Annotated in this window: 12 protein-coding genes; 8 read left to right on the top strand and 4 right to left on the bottom strand. The window is 73.9% G+C overall.

Annotated elements, in window-relative coordinates; genetic code table 11:
- Positions 1 to 106 precede the first annotated feature (106 nt).
- From AB0K10_RS05235 to AB0K10_RS05215, 5 genes are all read left to right on the top strand, one after another.
- Positions 107 to 3,844: an ATP-dependent DNA helicase gene (locus AB0K10_RS05235; protein WP_363680139.1), complete on the top strand. Its 3,738-nt coding sequence runs from the start codon at positions 107 to 109 to the stop codon at positions 3,842 to 3,844.
- The gene (locus AB0K10_RS05230; RefSeq protein ID WP_363680137.1) at positions 3,841 to 7,269 is read left to right on the top strand and encodes a UvrD-helicase domain-containing protein; all 3,429 of its coding nucleotides are present in this window, start codon (positions 3,841 to 3,843) and stop codon (positions 7,267 to 7,269) included. The genes AB0K10_RS05235 and AB0K10_RS05230 overlap by 4 nt, the downstream gene beginning before the upstream one ends.
- A 226-nt stretch (positions 7,270 to 7,495) precedes the next feature.
- Positions 7,496 to 7,699 carry a cold-shock protein gene (locus AB0K10_RS05225; protein WP_007464836.1) on the top strand — a complete coding sequence of 68 codons (204 nt, stop codon included), beginning with the start codon at positions 7,496 to 7,498 and terminating at the stop codon, positions 7,697 to 7,699.
- A gap of 222 nt (positions 7,700 to 7,921) precedes the next feature.
- Positions 7,922 to 9,235 carry a DEAD/DEAH box helicase gene (locus AB0K10_RS05220; protein ID WP_363680135.1) on the top strand — a complete coding sequence of 438 codons (1,314 nt, stop codon included), beginning with the start codon at positions 7,922 to 7,924 and terminating at the stop codon, positions 9,233 to 9,235.
- Positions 9,236 to 9,485: 250 nt separating this feature from the next.
- On the top strand, positions 9,486 to 9,686 hold the full coding sequence (locus tag AB0K10_RS05215) for a hypothetical protein (protein ID WP_363680133.1): 201 nt from the start codon (positions 9,486 to 9,488) through the stop codon (positions 9,684 to 9,686).
- Between the two features lie 108 nt (positions 9,687 to 9,794).
- On the opposite strand, the gene AB0K10_RS05210 is transcribed toward AB0K10_RS05215, so the two are convergent.
- The 4 genes from AB0K10_RS05210 to AB0K10_RS05195 are packed head-to-tail and all read right to left on the bottom strand — an operon-like array spanning position 9,795 to position 12,975.
- Positions 9,795 to 10,259 carry an Rrf2 family transcriptional regulator gene (locus AB0K10_RS05210; protein WP_363680131.1) on the bottom strand — a complete coding sequence of 155 codons (465 nt, stop codon included), beginning with the start codon at positions 10,257 to 10,259 and terminating at the stop codon, positions 9,795 to 9,797.
- A 1-nt stretch (position 10,260) separates the two neighbouring features.
- Positions 10,261 to 11,145, bottom strand: coding sequence for an ABC transporter permease (locus AB0K10_RS05205; RefSeq protein ID WP_363680129.1), 885 nt, complete (start codon positions 11,143 to 11,145; stop codon positions 10,261 to 10,263).
- Entirely contained in the window at positions 11,135 to 11,914 is a 780-nt protein-coding gene (locus tag AB0K10_RS05200) for an ABC transporter ATP-binding protein (protein WP_363680127.1), read from the bottom strand. The genes AB0K10_RS05205 and AB0K10_RS05200 overlap by 11 nt, the downstream gene beginning before the upstream one ends.
- Positions 11,911 to 12,975 carry an ABC transporter substrate-binding protein gene (locus AB0K10_RS05195; RefSeq protein WP_363680125.1) on the bottom strand — a complete coding sequence of 355 codons (1,065 nt, stop codon included), beginning with the start codon at positions 12,973 to 12,975 and terminating at the stop codon, positions 11,911 to 11,913. Before AB0K10_RS05195 ends, AB0K10_RS05200 begins: the two co-directional genes overlap by 4 nt.
- A gap of 141 nt (positions 12,976 to 13,116) precedes the next feature.
- Here AB0K10_RS05195 and AB0K10_RS05190 point away from each other — a divergent pair, with 141 nt between their 5' ends.
- Genes AB0K10_RS05190 through AB0K10_RS05180 form a run of 3 tightly spaced genes read left to right on the top strand, consistent with a single transcriptional unit; the run spans position 13,117 to position 16,875 of the window.
- Positions 13,117 to 14,232, top strand: a complete 1,116-nt coding sequence (locus AB0K10_RS05190) for an LLM class flavin-dependent oxidoreductase (protein WP_363680123.1) — start codon at positions 13,117 to 13,119, stop codon at positions 14,230 to 14,232.
- A 10-nt stretch (positions 14,233 to 14,242) separates the two neighbouring features.
- On the top strand, positions 14,243 to 15,553 hold the full coding sequence (locus tag AB0K10_RS05185; RefSeq protein WP_363680121.1) for a pitrilysin family protein: 1,311 nt from the start codon (positions 14,243 to 14,245) through the stop codon (positions 15,551 to 15,553).
- The gene (locus AB0K10_RS05180; RefSeq protein ID WP_363680119.1) at positions 15,550 to 16,875 is read left to right on the top strand and encodes a pitrilysin family protein; all 1,326 of its coding nucleotides are present in this window, start codon (positions 15,550 to 15,552) and stop codon (positions 16,873 to 16,875) included. Before AB0K10_RS05185 ends, AB0K10_RS05180 begins: the two co-directional genes overlap by 4 nt.
- Positions 16,876 to 16,904: the final 29 nt, after the last annotated feature.

Here is a 16,904-nt window from a genome sequence, read left to right as displayed (position 1 = left end):
GCGGCAGGGCCGTCGGCGTGTCGTGCCGCCAACCACATGATCGACGGGGGTGGATGGGGTGAGGTTGGGGCGGATGGGTGTCGTATGGGCGTGATGGGATTTGGTGATGCAGGCGTACCGGTTGGTGCGACGGTCCGGCGGGCCGGCGCGGGGGGACGGGGCCGGCACCCTGCCCGCTGGCGGCGGTGCGTCCGTCGGCGGCGGCGCCTCCCTCGCCGCTGAGCCGGACTCCGTCGGCGGCTCAGGGCCGGCGAGCGGTGACCCGGGCTTCCGGGCCGATCCGGTGCAGGCCGAGGTCGTCGGGCACACCGACGGGCCGATGCTGGTGCTCGGCGGTCCCGGCACCGGCAAGACCAGCACCCTCGTCGAGGCGGTCGCCGCCCGGGTCGCCGAGGGGGTCGATCCCGAACGCGTCCTGGTGCTGACCTTCGGCCGTCGTGGTGCCACCGCGCTGCGTCAACGCATCGAGGCCCGGGTCGCGCAGGACGGCTACCGGGTGCTGCGCGAGCCACTGGTTCGCACCTTCCCGGCGTACGCCTTCGGGCTGCTGCGCCGGGCCGCCGCCGAACGCGGCGAGCCGTCGCCCCGCCTGCTCACCGGCCCCGAGCAGGATCTGATCATTCGCGAGCTGCTGGACGTGGTCGGCGAGGAGCCCGAGGACGACCCGGTCGGCTGGCCCACCGATCTGCGCCCGGCGCTGCGCACCCGGGCCTTCGCCGGTCAGTTGCGCGACCTGCTCATGCGCGCCGCCGAGCGCGGGGTGGGCCCGGTCGACCTGGCCCGGCTGGGTGAGAAGCTCGGCCGCGCCGACTGGCCGGCCGCCGCCCGCTTCCTGCGGGAGTACGTCGCGGTGCTCGCGCTGCGCGACGTCAGCAACCGGGGCTCCATCGCGTACGACCCGGCCGAGCTGGTCCGTGCCGCCACCGGTCTGCTGCGCGATGACGAGGAGCTGCTGGCCGCCGAGCGTCGCCGCCTCGCCCACGTGTACGTCGACGAGCTGGCCGACACCGATCCCGCCCAGCTCGAACTGCTCTCGGTCATCGCCGGCGGGGGCAAGTCGCTCGTCGCGTTCGCCGATCCCGACTCCTCCACGTACGCCTTCCGTGGTGCGGACCCGGCCGGGGTGACCACCTTCGGGCACCGCTTCCGGACGGCTTCCGGCGCGCCGGCCGCCCAGGTGCTGCTGAGCACCTCCTATCGGGCCGGCCCGGTCCTGCTCGCCGCGATGGCCCGGCTGGGCCGCCGGCTGCGCGGTCCGATGGCGCACCGCCGGCTGCACCCGCTGCCGGAGGCGCCGGCCGGTGTGGTCGAGGTGCACACGTTCCGGTCGGCGACCAGCGAGGCCGCCTGGCTCGCCCACGCGCTGCGCGCCGCGCACCTGCTCGACGGCGTGCCGTGGTCGCGGATGGCGGTGCTGGTGCGATCCACCGCGTTGCAGTTGCCCACCCTGCAACGCGCGCTGCACGCCGCCGGTGTCCCCACCGTGGTGCACGGCGAGGACCTGCCCCTGCACCTGCAACCGGCGGTCGCGCCACTGCTGCTCCTGCTGCGCTGCGCGCTGGAGCCGGCCCGTCTGGACGAGGAGGCCGCGGTCGCGCTGCTGCACTCGCCGCTGGGCGGGGCCGACCCGCTCGCCGAACGGCGGCTCCGGCAGGGCCTGCGTGCCCTGGCGCTGGCCGGCGGTGACCGCCGCCCGTCCGGTGAGCTGATCGTCGAGGCACTGCAGGACCCGACGGAGCTGGCCGGCATCGACAGGCGGTGGGCCGAGCCGGCGCAGGCAGTGGCCGGTCTGCTCGCCACCGCCCGGGACGCCGCCGCCCAACCCGGCGCGACCGCCGAGACCGTGCTCTGGGAGGTCTGGGACGCCAGCGGGCTGGCCGAGCGCTGGGCCGGCGCGATCACCCAGGGACGGCCGGCGGCCGGCGAGGGCGACCTGGCCCGCCGCCGGCGAGCCGAGGCGGCCGACCGGGACCTGGACGCCGTGCTGGTGCTCTTCGACGCGGCGGCCCGCTTCACCGACCGGCTGCCCGGCGCCCGCACCGAGGTCTTCCTCGACCACGTGCTCGCCCAGGACCTGCCGGCGGACACGATCGCACCGACCGCCGACCGGGGCGCGGCGGTCCGACTGCTCACCGCGCACGCCGCGAAGGGCCTGGAGTGGGACCTGGTCGCGGTCGCCGGGGTGCAGGAGGGCATCTGGCCGGACCTGCGCCTACGCGGCAGCCTGCTCGGCTCGGAGCGGCTGGTCGACGTGCTGGCCGGCCGATCCGTCGGCGGCGCCCGGGCGGCCAACGTGGTGGGGCAGACCTCTGCCCTGCTCGACGAGGAGCGCCGGCTCTTCCACGTCGCCATCAGCCGGGCCCGGCACCGCCTGCTGGTCAGCGCGGTGGCGTCGGCGGCGGTCGGCGGTGACGACCACGAGGAGCAGCCCAGCCGATTCCTGCACGAGCTGGGCCCGAGCACGCCGCCCACCGCGCCTCCGAGCGCGCCGCCCACCCCGCCGAGCACGCCGCCCGGTCCGCGTTCCGGCCCTCCGGGGGGCGAGTCGGTCGCCGGCTCGCCGAGCGACACGACCGCCGCCGACGGCGCGACCGGCAACGGCGCGACCCGCGGCGACGAGGCCCACGGCGGCGCGACCGGCAAGGGCGTGGCCGCCACCAGCGCGACCGGCAAGGGCGTGGCCGCCACCAGCGCGACCGGCACCAGCGCGACCGGCAATGGCGCGACCGGCAATGGTGCGACTGGCAATGGCGCGACCGGCGGCGGTGTCGCCGCCTCCGGCAGCGAGGGTGGGGCCGAGGAGGACGGCGAGGACCAGCCCGGCGCGCTGCCCGTCACCCGGCCGCCCCGGGCGCTCACCCTGCCGGCGTTGGTCGCCGAACTGCGTACCGCCATCACCGACCCCGCCGCGCCGGCGGCCCGGCGGCGCGCCGCGGCGGTCGAGCTGGCCCGGCTGGCCGCCGCCGGTGTGCCCGGCGCGCACCCCGACGACTGGTGGGGGCTGCGGGCGCTCTCCGACGACCGGCCGCTCGTCGACGAGGGAACGCCGGTGCGGGTCACTCCCTCGGCGATGGAGAGCGCGCTGCGGTGCAGCCTGCGTTGGCTGCTGGAACGGCACGGCGGCAGTGGCCCGACCAGCACCGCGCAGGGGGTGGGCAACCTGGTGCACGCCGCCGCGATGCTCGCCGAGGACGCCAGCGCCGACCGGGGCGCCCTGCTCGACTACGTGGCCGCCCGGTTCGACGCGATCGAGTTGGCCGCCAGGTGGATGGCCGGCCCCGAGCGGGAGCGCGCCGAGGCGATGGTCGACAAGCTGCTGCGCTGGCTGGCCACCAACCCACGCCGGCTGCTCGCCATCGAGCACGAGTTCGCGGTCCGCCTGGACGATCCGCAGCGGCCCGTCGACCTTGCCGGGCGGGTCGACCGGCTGGAGGTCGACGAGGCCGGCCGGCTGGTGGTGATCGACCTCAAGACCGGCAAGTCGACAGCGGTGACCGGCTCCGAACTGGCCGAGCACCCGCAGCTCGGCGCGTACCAGGCGGCGGTGGAGGCGGGCGCGTTCGCCGAGTTCGGCGACGAGTCCGGCGGCGCGGCGCTGGTGCAGCTCGGCACCTCCGCGAAGGATGCGCGGGAGCAGAACCAGCCGGCGGCGGGCGAGGGCCCGGCGGCCGGCTGGGCGACGGCGCTGGTCCGGCGAACCGCCGATACGATGGCAGCCGCCACGTTCGCCGCGGTGGCCAACTCGAAGTGCCGGGTCTGCCCGGTGCGCACCAGCTGCCCGGTCTCCGGGCAGGGGCGCCAGGTGGTCGAGCCGCCGACCGTCCGTCCTCCGGAGAATCCATGACCCAGCCCACCCTGTTCGGCGCGGCCCCCGCGCCGACGCCCCGGCTGGCGGACTCCGGGCCCCGGTACACCCCGGTGGAGCTGGCGAAACTGCTGCGGTTGCCGGCGCCCACCCGGGAGCAGGCCGCGATCATCGCCGCCCCGGTGGAGCCGCTGCTGGTGGTGGCCGGGGCCGGGTCGGGCAAGACCGAGACGATGGCCGCGCGGGTGGTCTGGCTGGTGGCCAACTCGTACGTGCGCCCGGAGCAGATCCTCGGGCTGACCTTCACCCGCAAGGCGGCCGGCGAACTGGCCCACCGCGTCCGTACCCGGCTCGACCAGCTCATCCGCCGCCTCGGCCGGCAGGGTCGCGACCCGCTGGACGACCCGCTCGCCGGTGAGCCCACCGTCTCCACCTACCACTCGTACGCCGGCCGGATCGTCACCGAGCACGGTCTGCGGGCCGGCTACGAGCCGTCCACCCGACTGCTCACCGAGGCGTCCCGCTGGCAGCTGGTCGACCTGCTGGTGCGCAACTACGACGGCGACATGTCCGAGGTGGACCGGATGCCGAGCACCATCACCGACGCGGTGCTGGCGCTCGCCGGGGAGCTGGACGAGCACCTGGTCGCCCCGGACCAGCTGGCCGCCTGGACCGGGCGGTTCTTCGCCGAGGTGCAGTCGCGGCCCGGCCGGGTGTACGCCGACGTGCGCAAGGCACTCACCCTGCAACAGACCCGGCTGCGCCTGCTGCCGCTGGTGCGGGCGTACGCCCGGCGCAAGGCGGACTTCGAGGCGATGGACTTCGCCGACCAGCTCGCCCGGGCGGCGCGGGTGGCCCGGGATCATCCGGGGGTCGGCGAGATCGAGCGGGACCGTTTCCGGGTGGTGCTGCTCGACGAGTACCAGGACACCAGCCACGCCCAGGTGGTGCTGCTCAACGCGCTGTTCGGCGGCGGGCATCCGGTGACGGCGGTGGGCGACCCGTGTCAGTCCATCTACGGCTGGCGGGGGGCCAGCGCGGGCACCCTGGACCGGTTCCCCACCGAGTTCGCCCGCGCCGACGGTGAGCCGGCCCCGGCGCTCGGGCTCACCACCAGTTGGCGTAACCGTCCGGAGATCCTCCGGGTGGCGAACGCGCTCTCCACCCCGCTGCGCGCGGCCGGCGCCCGGGTGCCGGAGCTGCGCTCCGCGCTTACCGTCCGCGACCCGATCCCGCACCGCAGCCCCGGCGGGGCGGCCGGCGGGACAGTGCACTGCGCGCTGCTGCCCACGTACGCCGACGAGGCTGCGTGGATCGCCGACAGCGTGCTCGCCGCCTGGCGCGGCGCGGCCCGGATGCCCGGCGCGGCGCCCGAGCACATACCGGTGGCGCAGCGACCGACCACTGCCGTGCTGGTCCGGGTCCGCAGCCAGATTCCGGCGATCGAATCGGCGTTGCGGGAGCGTGGCCTGCCGGTGGAGGTCGTCGGGCTGGGTGGTCTGCTGGACACTCCCGAGGTCCGCGACGTGGTCTGCACGCTGCGGGTGCTTGCCGATCCGACCGACGGGGCCGCGTTGCTGCGGCTGCTCACCGGGGCCCGCTGGCGGATCGGGCCACGTGACCTGGTGTCGCTGCACCGGCGGGCCCGGGCCATCGCCAACGCTCGACGCCAGGTGGCCGCCGACGAGAACGCGGAGATCAGCCCCGATCTGCTGGACGAGGCGACCCTGGTGGAGGCGCTGGCCGACCTCGGCCCGGCGCAGGCGTACTCGGCGGAGGGGTTCGCGCGGCTGCGCGCGTACGGCATGGAATTGGCCCTGTTGCGGTACCGCCTGGACCAGGCCCTGCCGGATCTGATCGCGGACATCGAACGCACGATCGGCCTGGACGTGGAGGTCGCGGTGCGCGCCGGCCGCGAGGGCGCCGGTGACGCCGGCCTGGCCCGGGGGCACCTGGACGCCCTGGGTGACGTGGCGGCCCGCTTCAGCGGGGAGACGCCCGGCGCGACGCTTTCCGGTTTCCTGTCCTACCTGGCCGCCGCCGAGGACGAGGAGCGCGGTCTCGCCCCGGGCGAGGTCGAAGTGGTGGAGGGCGCGGTACAGGTGGTCACCGCGCACGCCGCGAAGGGGCTGGAGTGGGACGTGGTGGCGGTCGCCGGGCTGTGCCGTGGGTCGTGGCCCGGGCCGGTGCGCAACTCCGACCACTGGCTCGGCGGGCTCGGTGTGCTGCCGTTCCCGCTGCGCGGCGACGCCGACGGGTTGCCCGAGCTGGCGCTCGACGAGGCGGCCGACCAGCGGGCCGTGGCCCGGGCGGTGAGCGACTTCACCGACGCCTGGCGGGCCCACGACGAGCGGGAGGAGCGCCGGCTGACGTACGTGGCTGTCACCCGGCCGCGCCGGCTGCTGCTCTGCTCCGGGTACTGGTGGGGGGAGGGGACGAAGCGGCCGCGGGGCCCGTCGGTCTTCCTGCGCGAGGTGTACGACGCCTGCCTGGACGGCGGCCCGGGGCACCTGGTCGACGCGTGGGCGCCGGAGCCCACTCCGGACGCCACGAACCCGACGGCCGAGGTGGTGCTGCGCGCGGAGTGGCCGGCTGACCCACTGGGTGGCCGTCGGCCGGCGCTGGCCGAGGCGGCCGGGCTGGTGCGTCGCCTGATGACCGACGGCCCGGCCTCGGTGGGCGTCGGCCCGGTCGGCTCGGTGGGCGTCGGGCCGGTCGGCCCGGTGGTCGCGGGGCCGATGGTGACCGTCGAGCCGGAGGTGGACCCGGAGGTGGCGCGCTGGCGTCGCGAGGCGGATCTGCTGCTGGCCGAGCGGGCCGAGCTGACCCGTCTCTCCGGCGCGGTCGAGGTGGCCCTGCCCGGGCAGTTGAGCGTCACCCAGTTGGTGGCGTTGCGCCGTGACCCGGCGGCGCTGGCCCGTACGCTGCGCCGTCCCGTGCCCACCGAGCCCAACCCGTACGCACGCCGGGGCACCGCCTTCCACGCCTGGCTGGAGCAGCGTTTCGGCGCGGACCGCCTGCTCGACCTGGACGAGCTGCCCGGCGCGGCGGATGCGGACGCCGCACCGGACGAGGCGCTTGTCGAGTTGCAGGAGCGGTTTCTGGCCAGCGAGTGGGCCAACCGCGTGCCGGTCGAGGTGGAGGTGCCGTTCGCCACGGTGATCGCGGGCGTGGTGGTCCGGGGGCGGATGGACGCGGTCTTCGCCCGCCCGGGCGACCGGTTCGACGTGGTCGACTGGAAGACCGGCGCGCAGCCGACCGGGCCGGCGGCGGACGTGGCCGCCGTGCAATTGGCCGTGTACCGGCTGGCGTGGGCCGAGCTGGCCGGCGTGCCTGTCGACCGGGTCGGGGCGGCCTTCCACTACGTCCGGCACGGCGTGACGGTTCGGCCCGCCGACCTGCTGGACGTGACCGGGCTCACGGCGATGATCGCCCGATTGCCCGAAGATTCCGCCCAAGATTGACCGCTGGCGGGAAAACCATGATACGTTGACCGGGTTGCAGTTTTGGTTACCAGAGACTCTGTGTGCGCCTGGCGGGATTGTGGCCCCAGGCGCTCTTTGTTGTGTCCGGAGTTCTCCGGGCGGGGCGACCAGAAGCGACAGGCGATTCGCGCATTCCCGCGCGGAGCGCTCCTCTTCGGGCACGCAACACGTGCGTGTCCGACGTTCCGTCAAGGAGACGAAACACATGGCTATTGGCACCGTGAAGTGGTTCAACGCTGACAAGGGCTTCGGCTTCATCACCCCGGACGGCGGCGGCGCTGACGTCTTCGCCCACTTCTCGGCGATCCAGTCCTCCGGCTACCGGAGCCTGGACGAGAACCAGCGGGTCGAGTTCGAGGTGACCCAGGGCCAGAAGGGCCCGCAGGCGGAGAACATCCGTCCGCTCTGATCTTCGGATCGGTCAGTAGTACCCGTCGCGCCCTCCGGGTGTGACGGTGACGGGACCGGCCCGCCCCGCCGTCGACCTGCCCAGCAGGCGGCGGCCCGGCGGCGGGCCGGCCCGTACCCTAATCGGTTCGTGCTTGTGAGTCCTGGCGGCCTTGTGCCGCTGGTGACAGCGCCGACATCGGCGCCCTCCCTCGACACGTGCCGCGTCGAGGAAGGCTTCTGCGTGACCACAGTTATTCCGTCTTTCGCCCATACCGGTCTGGCGCCGGCGCTGCTGAGCGCGCTGACCGCGCAGGGCATCATCGAGCCGTTCCCGATCCAGTCGGCCACCCTTCCGGACTCGCTCGCGGGTCGGGACGTGCTCGGCCGGGGTCGTACCGGCTCGGGTAAGACCCTCGCCTTCGGGCTTCCCCTGCTGTCCCGCACCGCCGGCCGCAAGGCCCGGCCGGGTCGTCCGCTGGCCCTGGTGCTGGTGCCGACCCGTGAGTTGGCGCAGCAGGTGACCACCGCACTCGCTCCGTACGCCCGGGCCGTCGGTCTGCGCTGCGCCACGGTCGTCGGCGGGCTGTCGTTGCAGCGGCAGGCGGACGCGCTGCGTGCCGGCGCCGAGGTGGTCGTGGCGACCCCCGGCCGGCTGCACGACCTGATCAACCGTGGCGACGCCCGGCTCGACCAGGTCGAGATCACCGTGCTGGACGAGGCCGACCAGATGGCCGACATGGGCTTCCTGCCGCAGGTGACCAAGCTGCTGGAGCAGGTCGCACCACAGGGTCAGCGGATGCTCTTCTCCGCCACCCTGGACGGCGGCGTGGACCGGCTGGTCCGCCGCTTCCTCAGCAGCCCGGTGACCCACTCGGTCGACCCGGGCACCGCCACGGTCACCGCGATGACCCACCACGTGCTGCACGTCGACGCGCTCGACAAGCCCGACGCGTTGACCCGGATCGCCGCCCGTGAGGGTCGCACCATCCTGTTCATGGGCACCAAGCACCGCGCCGACCGGCTCGCGCGCCAGTTGCTCTCCAAGGGCGTACGCGCCGCCGCGCTGCACGGTGGCAAGTCCCAGCCGCAGCGCACCCGCATCCTGGAGCAGTTCCGCAACGGCCAGGTGACCGCCCTGGTCGCCACGGACGTGGCGGCTCGGGGCATCCACGTCGACGGCCTCGACATGGTGGTCAACGTGGACCCGCCGACCGAGGCCAAGGACTACCTGCACCGCGGTGGTCGGACGGCCCGCGCCGGCGAGTCCGGCTCCGTTGTCACCCTGGTCCTGCCGGAGCAGCGCCGGGACGTGTCCCGGCTGATGGCCACCGCTGGCATCCGGCCGCAGTCGGTCCAGGTGCGCTCGGGTGACGAGGCGCTGGCGCGGGTCACCGGGGCACGCGAGCCGTCCGGTGTGCCGGTGACGATCGCCGCTCCGCCGGTGGCCGTCAACCGGGGCCGCGCGGCCGGTGGCTCGGCCACCGACGGCGGTGCACGACCGGCGCACCGCGCGTCGGGCCGCTCCCGTCGTCCGCGTCGCCCGCGTACCGTCTGATCCCGCACGCACGTCACCGACCCGTCCCGCTTCGGCGGGGCGGGTCGTTTCGTCTGCGGGATGGTTCGGGTTCCGCCCGGGTCGGCCGCCCCGACGGTCGTGGCGGCCGGCCGCCCGCGCCGCCCGGCCGCTGACCCGAGTCGAATATCAGCCGTGGGTTGGTCGGCTGGCCGACTGTGCCCCGGCCCGGTGTGGTCGAAGCTGGCCACCGGGGGGAGCCGGGCGGGGGCCCGGTTCGGGAGGGGTGACCATGGCGGGCGAAGCCGGCTCGGGGGCGCTGCGCGAACTGATCCTGGTCGTCGCGGTCGGGCTCGCCGGGTTGCTGCTCGCGATGGTCGCGGCCTTCGCGCCCTGGCACGCCACCCCGGCGGGCAATGCTCCCGCCGGTCTGGTGGAGCTGCGCAGTCCCGGCGACCCGGGCTCCGGCCCGGCGGTCGAGCCGCGGGGCTGAGCAGCGACCGGTCGACCGGCGCCGGCGGAGCGGCAGGCCCGGTCCGGATCGGTACGAGGGTGTGGTCGGGGCCGGCGGGGCACCGACCCGACCACACCGCCCCGGTGGTCAGGACGTCGTGGACGCCCGGTCGGTCGTGGTGCGGTTGAGCAGGTCGGCGAGGCTGGTGCTGTCCACCACTGTGGCGATCGCCCCGTGCACCGCCAGCCAGACGTCGGTGAGCCCGGCAGCCACCCCGTGGTAGCCGGCGCGTTCGGCAGGCAGTCCGCGAACCGTGGTCAGCGAGCCGCCGACCGCGCGCAGCACATCCCCGACGGTGATCTCCTCGGGTGGCCGGGTCAGCGCGTATCCGCCCTCCGCGCCCCGATGGCTGAGCAGCAGACCGGCCCGGCGCAGGTCGAGCAGGATGCCCTGCAGGAAGCTGAGCGGAATCTCCTGCACCTCGGCCAGGCTGCCCGCCTTCACCAACTCGCTGGTGCCACCACCGCCCGCGTCGCCGCCGCCGCCGCGGACGGCGGCGGCGACGGCGAGCATCGCCCGGAGCGCGTAGTCGCTGCGCGCGGAGACGTACACGTCACTGACCAGCCTGGTCCAGTACGCCCCAGCGACGGCGGATCGCCTTGTCGGCCGCGCCGAACGCCGCGTCGACAGCCAGACCGACGACCAGGATCACGATCATGATGGCCATCAGCCGTTCCGCGTCCGAGAAGTCCCGGGCGTAGGTGAGCTGAGCGCCGATCGAGGTCCGGGATGCGATGACCACCAGCAGTTCGCCAGCCATCAGGCTGCGCCAGGCGAAGGCCCAGCCCTGCTTCAAGCCGGCCACGATCGCGGGCAGCGCCGCGGGTGCGATGACATACCGGTAGAGGTTGAGCCCGCGCGCGCCCAGGTTGCGGCCGGCTCGCTTCAGCAGCGGCGGCACGTAGTCCACGCCGTGGATCACGCCGTTGGCGATCGACGGCGCCGCGCCGAGCACCACCACGAAGAAGATCGCCTGCTCGCTGAGCTGGAACAGCAGGATGGCCAGCGGGAACCAGGCGATCGACGGCATGGTCTGCAACGCGGTGATCATCGAGCCGATGGCGGCCCGGAGCACCCGGGACTGGGAGACGCCCAGCCCGAGGAGCAGCCCGACGGCGACCGCTGCGGCGAAGCCCACCACGGCACGTCGGGCGGTGGTGGCCAGGCCGTCCCAGAGCGCAGAACTCAACGCATAGTCGGCGAGGTCGGAGAAGACCGGGCCCGGGCCAGGCAGGGCCCACGGATCCTTCCATCCACTCCAGACCACCACCTGCCAGATGCCGACGGCGATGGCGAGTGCGGCCAGCTTGGGCCAGGTGGCAGCCCACAGCCGGGCAACCCGGGAGGCTTCCTTCTCCTGACCGGCGATCTCCAGCGCGTCCAGGCCGGAGATCTCCGCGTCGGAGCGCGCGGTGCTGGCGAGGGTGTCACTGGCCATGACGGCTCACCTCCGTACGGAGTCGCTCGGTCACGTCGGCGGCGATGGCGGCGACCTCGGGGGAGTCGATCCGCCGGGGCCGCGGGATGTCCACCTCGGTGGAGTAGATGATCCGGCCGGGGCGGCTGGACAGCAGGATGATCCGGTCGGCCAGCCGGGCGGCCTCGCGGACGTTGTGCGTGACGAAGAGCACCGAGAGTTGGCGTTCGGACCAGATCCGTTCCAGCTCGTCGTGCAGGATGTCCCGCGTCATCGCGTCCAGCGCGCCGAACGGCTCGTCCATCAGCAGCACCGGAGTGTCCAGGGCCAGGGTGCGGGCCAGCGCGACCCGCTGCCGCATGCCGCCGGACAGCTCGTGCGGTCGCTTGCGACCGAACTCGGCCAGGTGCACCGTGCGCAGCAGTTCGGCCACCCGTTCGCGGCGCTCGGCCCGGGGCAGCCCGCGCAGCTTGAGCGGCACCTCGACGTTGCCCTCGACTGTCAGCCAGGGAAAGAGCGCCGGCTCCTGGAACATCAGCCCCGGATTCGCGCCACCGGCGATGCCGATCTGCCCGCCGGTGGGCCGGTCCAGGCCGGCGACCAGGTTGAGCAGGGTGCTCTTGCCGCAGCCGGACGCGCCGACGAGGCAGACGAACTCGCCCGGCGCGAGGTCCAGCGAGACCCCGTCCAGGGCCAGTACGGCGTTCGCCCCGCGTCCGTACACCTTTGTCACGCCGGAGAGCGCGACCGCGGTGGTCGCGCTCTGCGGCGTCGTCGTGGTCGACGTCATGGCTGGACGACCTCGGGCTTGCCCTGCGCCTTGAGCGCCTTGTTGAGGTAGGTCAGGTCGTACAGGCCCTTGAGGTCCACCGGCTCGGTCAGCTTGACCTCGACGGCGTGGTCGAGCCCGGCCTTGAGCGAGGTGGGGATCGGGTCGTTCGTGAACTCCAACGTCGGCCACGCCTGCTTGATGAGCTTGAGGTCCAGCGGCTTGCCGGTGATCTTGCCGATGGCGTCGGAGATGGCCTGCTGGGCCTCGTCCGGCTTGGTGTTGACGAACTCGTTCGCGGCGACCTGGCCGTCGACAAGCTTCTGTACCACGTCCGGGTGTGCCTTGAGGAACTTCGTGCTGACCAGCAGGTTGGTGATGACGAACTTCTTGTCCGGCCAGAGGTCGCGCTCGTCGACGAGCACCTTGCCTCCGGCGTTGACCAGCCGGGAGACGAACGGCTCGGGCACCCAGGCGGCGTCGATCGCACCGCTGTTGAAGGTCTCCACCGTCTGGGCGTTCTCCTGCGGCACGATCTTGACGTCGCCGCCGCCCTCCTTGGTGGTGGTCAGCCCCTGCTGCTTGAGCCAGTAGCGGACCGCCACGTCCTGGGTGTTGCCGAGCTGCGGGGTGGCCACCTTCTTGCCCTTGAGGTCCTGCGGGCCGGTGATGCCGGGCTTGACCACAAGCGCCACGCCTCCGGAGGCGGCGCCGGAGACGACCCGGACGGCCTCGCCCTTGGACTTGGAGAACGCGTTGACTGTGGGGTTCGGGCCGATGTAGGTCGCGTCCAGCGCGCCGGAGAAGACGGCCTCGATGGCTGCCGGGCCGGCGTTGAAGGTCTTCGGTTCGAGTTTGACGTCGGCGCCGAGCTTCTCGGCGAAAATGCCCTTCTCCACGCCGACGACGGCCGGCGCGTGAGTGATGTTGGGGAAGTAACCGAGCCGCAGGGTCACCGGGCCGGAACCGCCCTCCGCGCCCTCGCTGTCGTCGCCGCACGCGGCGGTGGTGCCCAGGGTCGCCGCGCCGAGGGCGGCGAGGGTGGCCAGGGTGACCAATCGGCGCAGGGGATGCCGTCTCATCGTCCATCCAATCCGCAGTATTCCTACTTAGTTGGTAGGAAGAGTGGGCCAGAGCAGGGCCAGCGTCAAGGCTCATCCACATGCCGGGAAGGGGCGTCTCAGTTATGTCGGTAATTCCTACCAACTCGGTAGGGTGATCGAATGATTTTCCACTGGTTCCTGCCCACCTCCGGCGACGGCGACCAGGTCGGCGCCGCCACCGTCACCGCCGGCGCCGCCCGCCACGATCGGGCCGCAACCGTTGCGTACCTGGCCGAGGTCGGCCGCGCCGCGGAGGCGGGCGGCTTCGCGGCAGTGCTCACCCCGGTCGGCGCGGGCTGCCCCGACCCGTGGATCGTCTGCGCGGCGGTCGCCCAGCACACCGAGCGGCTCGGCATGCTTGTCGCCGTCCGGGCCGGCTTCGCGTTGCCCACCCTGATCGCCCAGCAGGCCGAGGCGTTCCAGGCCGTCTCCGGCGGCCGCCTGTCGCTCAACATCGTGACCGGGGGAGACCCGGCCGAGCAGCGCGCGTACGGCGACTTCCTGGGCCACGACGAGCGCTACGCGCGTACCGGGGAGTTCATCGAGGTCCTGCGGCGCGCCTGGGCCGGCCGGCCGTTCGACCATGCCGGGACGCACTACCGGGTCGACGGCGGCGGGCTCGCCACCCCGCTTGCCGATCCGCCGCCGATCTACTTCGGCGGCGCGTCCCCGGCCGCCGAGACGGTGGCCGCCCGGCAGGCCGACGTGTACCTGATGTGGGGCGAGCCGCCGGCGGCGATCGCCGCCCGCGTCACCCGCATCCGGGCGCTCGCCGCCGAGCAGGGCCGCACCCTGCGCACCGGCCTCCGGCTGCACGTCATCGCGAGGCCCACCAGCGCCGACGCGTGGGCCGAGGCCGACCGGCTGCTGGCCGGCATGAGCCCGCAGCGGATCGCCGCCGCCCAGGCGCGGTTCCGCCGGATGGACTCCGTCGGCCAGGCCCGGATGGCCGCGCTGAACGCCGGCCGCACCGACGGGCTCACCGTCGCACCGAACCTCTGGGCCGGGGTGGGCCTGGTCCGCGAGGGCGCCGGCACCGCGCTCGTCGGCAGCTACGCCGAGGTCGCGAGCCGGATCGACGAGTACGCGGCACTCGGCGTCGACGAGTTCATCCTCTCTGGTTGGCCGCATCGGGAGGAGGCCGAGCGGGTCGGCGCCGAGGTCCTGCCCCGGCTCGCCAACCCGGTGACGGTGGCTCCGCGGAGGTCGCCGGTGGCGGAGGTGTCGACGCGCTAGGGTCGATCCCGTGGCGGCGCGGAGATCCAGAATTCCAGCGACGAAGTATCCGGTCGAGCGGTTCACCCTCGACAACGGCCTGCGGGTGGTCCTGACCCCCGATCGCAGTGCCCCGGTGATCGGGGTGGCGGTGGTCTACGACGTCGGCATCCGCTCCGAGCCGGAGGGGCGCACCGGCTTCGCCCACCTCTTCGAGCACCTGATGTTCCAGGGCTCGGAGAACCTGGAGAAGCTGGCCCACTTCCGGCACGTGCAGGGCGCCGGCGGCACGTTCAACGGCTCCACCCACCTGGACTACACCGACTACTTCGAGACGCTGCCGAGCAACGCGCTGGAGCGCGCGCTGTTCCTCGAGGCGGACCGGATGCGCGGGCCCCGCCTGACCGAGGAGAACCTGCGCAACCAGGTCGACGTGGTCAAGGAGGAGATCCGGGTCAACGTGCTCAGCCGGCCGTACGGCGGCTTCCCCTGGCTGACCCTGCCGCCGGTCATGTTCGACACCTTCCCGAACGCGCACGACGGCTACGGCTCGTTCGACGACCTGGAGTCGGCCACCGTCGCCGACGCCGCCGACTTCTTCCGCCACTACTACGCCAGCGGCAACGCGGTGCTGGCCGTCAGCGGCGACATCGACGTGGCCGAGGCGACCGAGCTGGTCAACAGGCACTTCGGCGACGTGCCGTCCCGCCCCGCGCCGCGGCGACCGGACTTCACCGAGCCCGACCTGACCGCCGAGCGGCGCAGCTCGTACACCGACGCCCTGGCGCCGTTGCCGGCGGTGGCCGGCGCGTGGCGGGTGCCCGACCCGATCGACGACTTCGCCGGCTACCTGCCGTACGTGGTGCTGGCCGAGGTGCTCACCGACGGCGAGGCATCCCGGCTGGTCGAACGACTGGTCCAGCGCGACCGCACGGTGACCAGCCTCGGCGGCTACCTCGGTTTCATGGGCGACCCGTTCGACGTCCGCGACCCCACCGCGCTGCTGCTCCAGGCGCACCTGCCGCCCGGCGGCGACGTGGACAAGGTGCTGCGCACCGTCGACGAGGAGTTGGACCGGCTGGCCACCGACGGGCTGACCGACGGTGAGCTGGCCCGCACCCAGGCCCGGATGGCCACCCACCTGCTGCGCGACACCGACGCGGTGCTCGGCCGGGCGCTGCGGATGGCGGTCCTGGAACAGCAACGTGGCGAGCCAGGCCTGCTCAACGACCTGCCCCGACTGGTAGGCGACGTCACCGAGGAGCAGGTCCGGGCCGCCGCGGCCACCCTGCGCCCGGAGCGCCGCGCCGCCGTCGAGGTCATCCCCGGAGGTGCCCGATGAGTGTGCGGACGCTGCCCGCGCTCGGCCCCACCCGCAAGCTCAAGGTGCCCAAACAGTCCGAGCGGACACTGCGCAACGGGCTCACCGTGATCGCCGTACGCCGGCCCGCCGTGCCCCTGGTCGAGCTGCGGCTGTGGATTCCGTTCGGCCGCGCCCACCTCGCGCGCGGCGCGATGCTCTCGCAGACCATGCTCTCCGGCACCGAGTCGATGACAAGCGTGCAGTTGGCCGCCGAGCTGCAGAAGGTGGGCGGCGGGCTGTCCGCGGGCGTCGACCCGGACCGGCTGATGCTCTCCGGCGCCGGCCTGGTCACCGGCCTGGACCGGATGCTGGAGCTGCTGGCCGAGGTGCTGACCGCCGCCAGCTACCCCGGCGACGAGGTGGCCGCCGAGCGGGACCGGCTCATCGACCGGATCCAGGTCGCCCAGAGCCAGCCGGCGCACCTGGCCCGCGAGGCGCTGCTGAAGCGGATCTACGGGCGACACCCGTACGCCACGCAGACCCCGGAGCCGGGCCAGATCCGTGCCGTCCGACCGGCGGCCCTACGCAGCCTGCACGCCGAGCGGGTGCACCCGGCCGGGGCGCAGCTCGTGGTGGTCGGCGACGTGCAACCGGAGAAGGCCCTGGACGCGGCCGAGCGGGCGCTCGGTGGGTGGGCCGGCGCCGGTCGTACTGCCACCCTGCCGGCCACCCCGCCGCTGGAGCCGGGACCGCTGCTGCTTGTCGACCGGCCCGGCTCGGTGCAGTCCTCGCTCCGGGTCGCGCTGCCCGCCGTGCCGCGTACCGACCCTGACCACGCTCCGCTGCAACTGGCCAACCTGATCTTCGGTGGTTACTTCTCGTCGCGCTGGGTGGAGAACATCCGCGAGGACAAGGGCTACACGTACGGCCCGCACTCGGTGATCGAGCACTCCGTGGCCGGGTCGGTCCTGGTCGCCGGCGCCGAGGTGGCCACCGAGGTCACCGGCCCGGCGCTGCTGGAGACCACGTACGAGCTGGGGCGGCTGGCGTCGCTGCCGCCGAAGCCGGAGGAGCTGGAGCAGGCCCGCCAGTACGCCCTGGGCACCCTCCAGCTCGGCATGTCCACCCAGGCCGGTCTGGCCGCGCTGACCAGCGCGTACGCCGGCAACGGCCTGCGCCTGGAGTTCCTCGCGGAGTACGCGGCCCGCCTGGCGAAGGCGACGGTGGACGACGTGGCGCGAGCTGCCGCCCACTACCTCGCGCCCTCCCGGGCAGCGGTGGTCGTGCTCGGTGACGCCGAGCGGATCACCCCCGGGCTGGCCGCGCTGACGCCTGTGCACACCGAGCCGGTGCAGCCGTGAGGCACCGCCGCGACCCGCTAGATCGCGGA

It is taken from the genome of Micromonospora sp. NPDC049274 (assembly GCF_040678875.1).
Classification (GTDB): Bacteria; Actinomycetota; Actinomycetes; order Mycobacteriales; family Micromonosporaceae; genus Micromonospora.
The sequence above is the reverse complement of the archived record's forward strand: the minus strand, read 5'-3'. Positions and strand labels throughout refer to the sequence as shown.

Coding starts and splice junctions, on each gene's coding strand:
- AB0K10_RS05235 (WP_363680139.1), top strand. CDS start 107: ATGCAGGCGTACCGGTTGGTGCGACGGTCCGGCGGGCCGGCGCGGGGG.
- AB0K10_RS05230 (WP_363680137.1), top strand. CDS start 3,841: ATGACCCAGCCCACCCTGTTCGGCGCGGCCCCCGCGCCGACGCCCCGG.
- AB0K10_RS05225 (WP_007464836.1), top strand. CDS start 7,496: ATGGCTATTGGCACCGTGAAGTGGTTCAACGCTGACAAGGGCTTCGGC.
- AB0K10_RS05215 (WP_363680133.1), top strand. CDS start 9,486: ATGGCGGGCGAAGCCGGCTCGGGGGCGCTGCGCGAACTGATCCTGGTC.
- AB0K10_RS05205 (WP_363680129.1), bottom strand. CDS start 11,145: ATGGCCAGTGACACCCTCGCCAGCACCGCGCGCTCCGACGCGGAGATC.
- AB0K10_RS05200 (WP_363680127.1), bottom strand. CDS start 11,914: ATGACGTCGACCACGACGACGCCGCAGAGCGCGACCACCGCGGTCGCG.
- AB0K10_RS05195 (WP_363680125.1), bottom strand. CDS start 12,975: ATGAGACGGCATCCCCTGCGCCGATTGGTCACCCTGGCCACCCTCGCC.
- AB0K10_RS05190 (WP_363680123.1), top strand. CDS start 13,117: ATGATTTTCCACTGGTTCCTGCCCACCTCCGGCGACGGCGACCAGGTC.
- AB0K10_RS05180 (WP_363680119.1), top strand. CDS start 15,550: ATGAGTGTGCGGACGCTGCCCGCGCTCGGCCCCACCCGCAAGCTCAAG.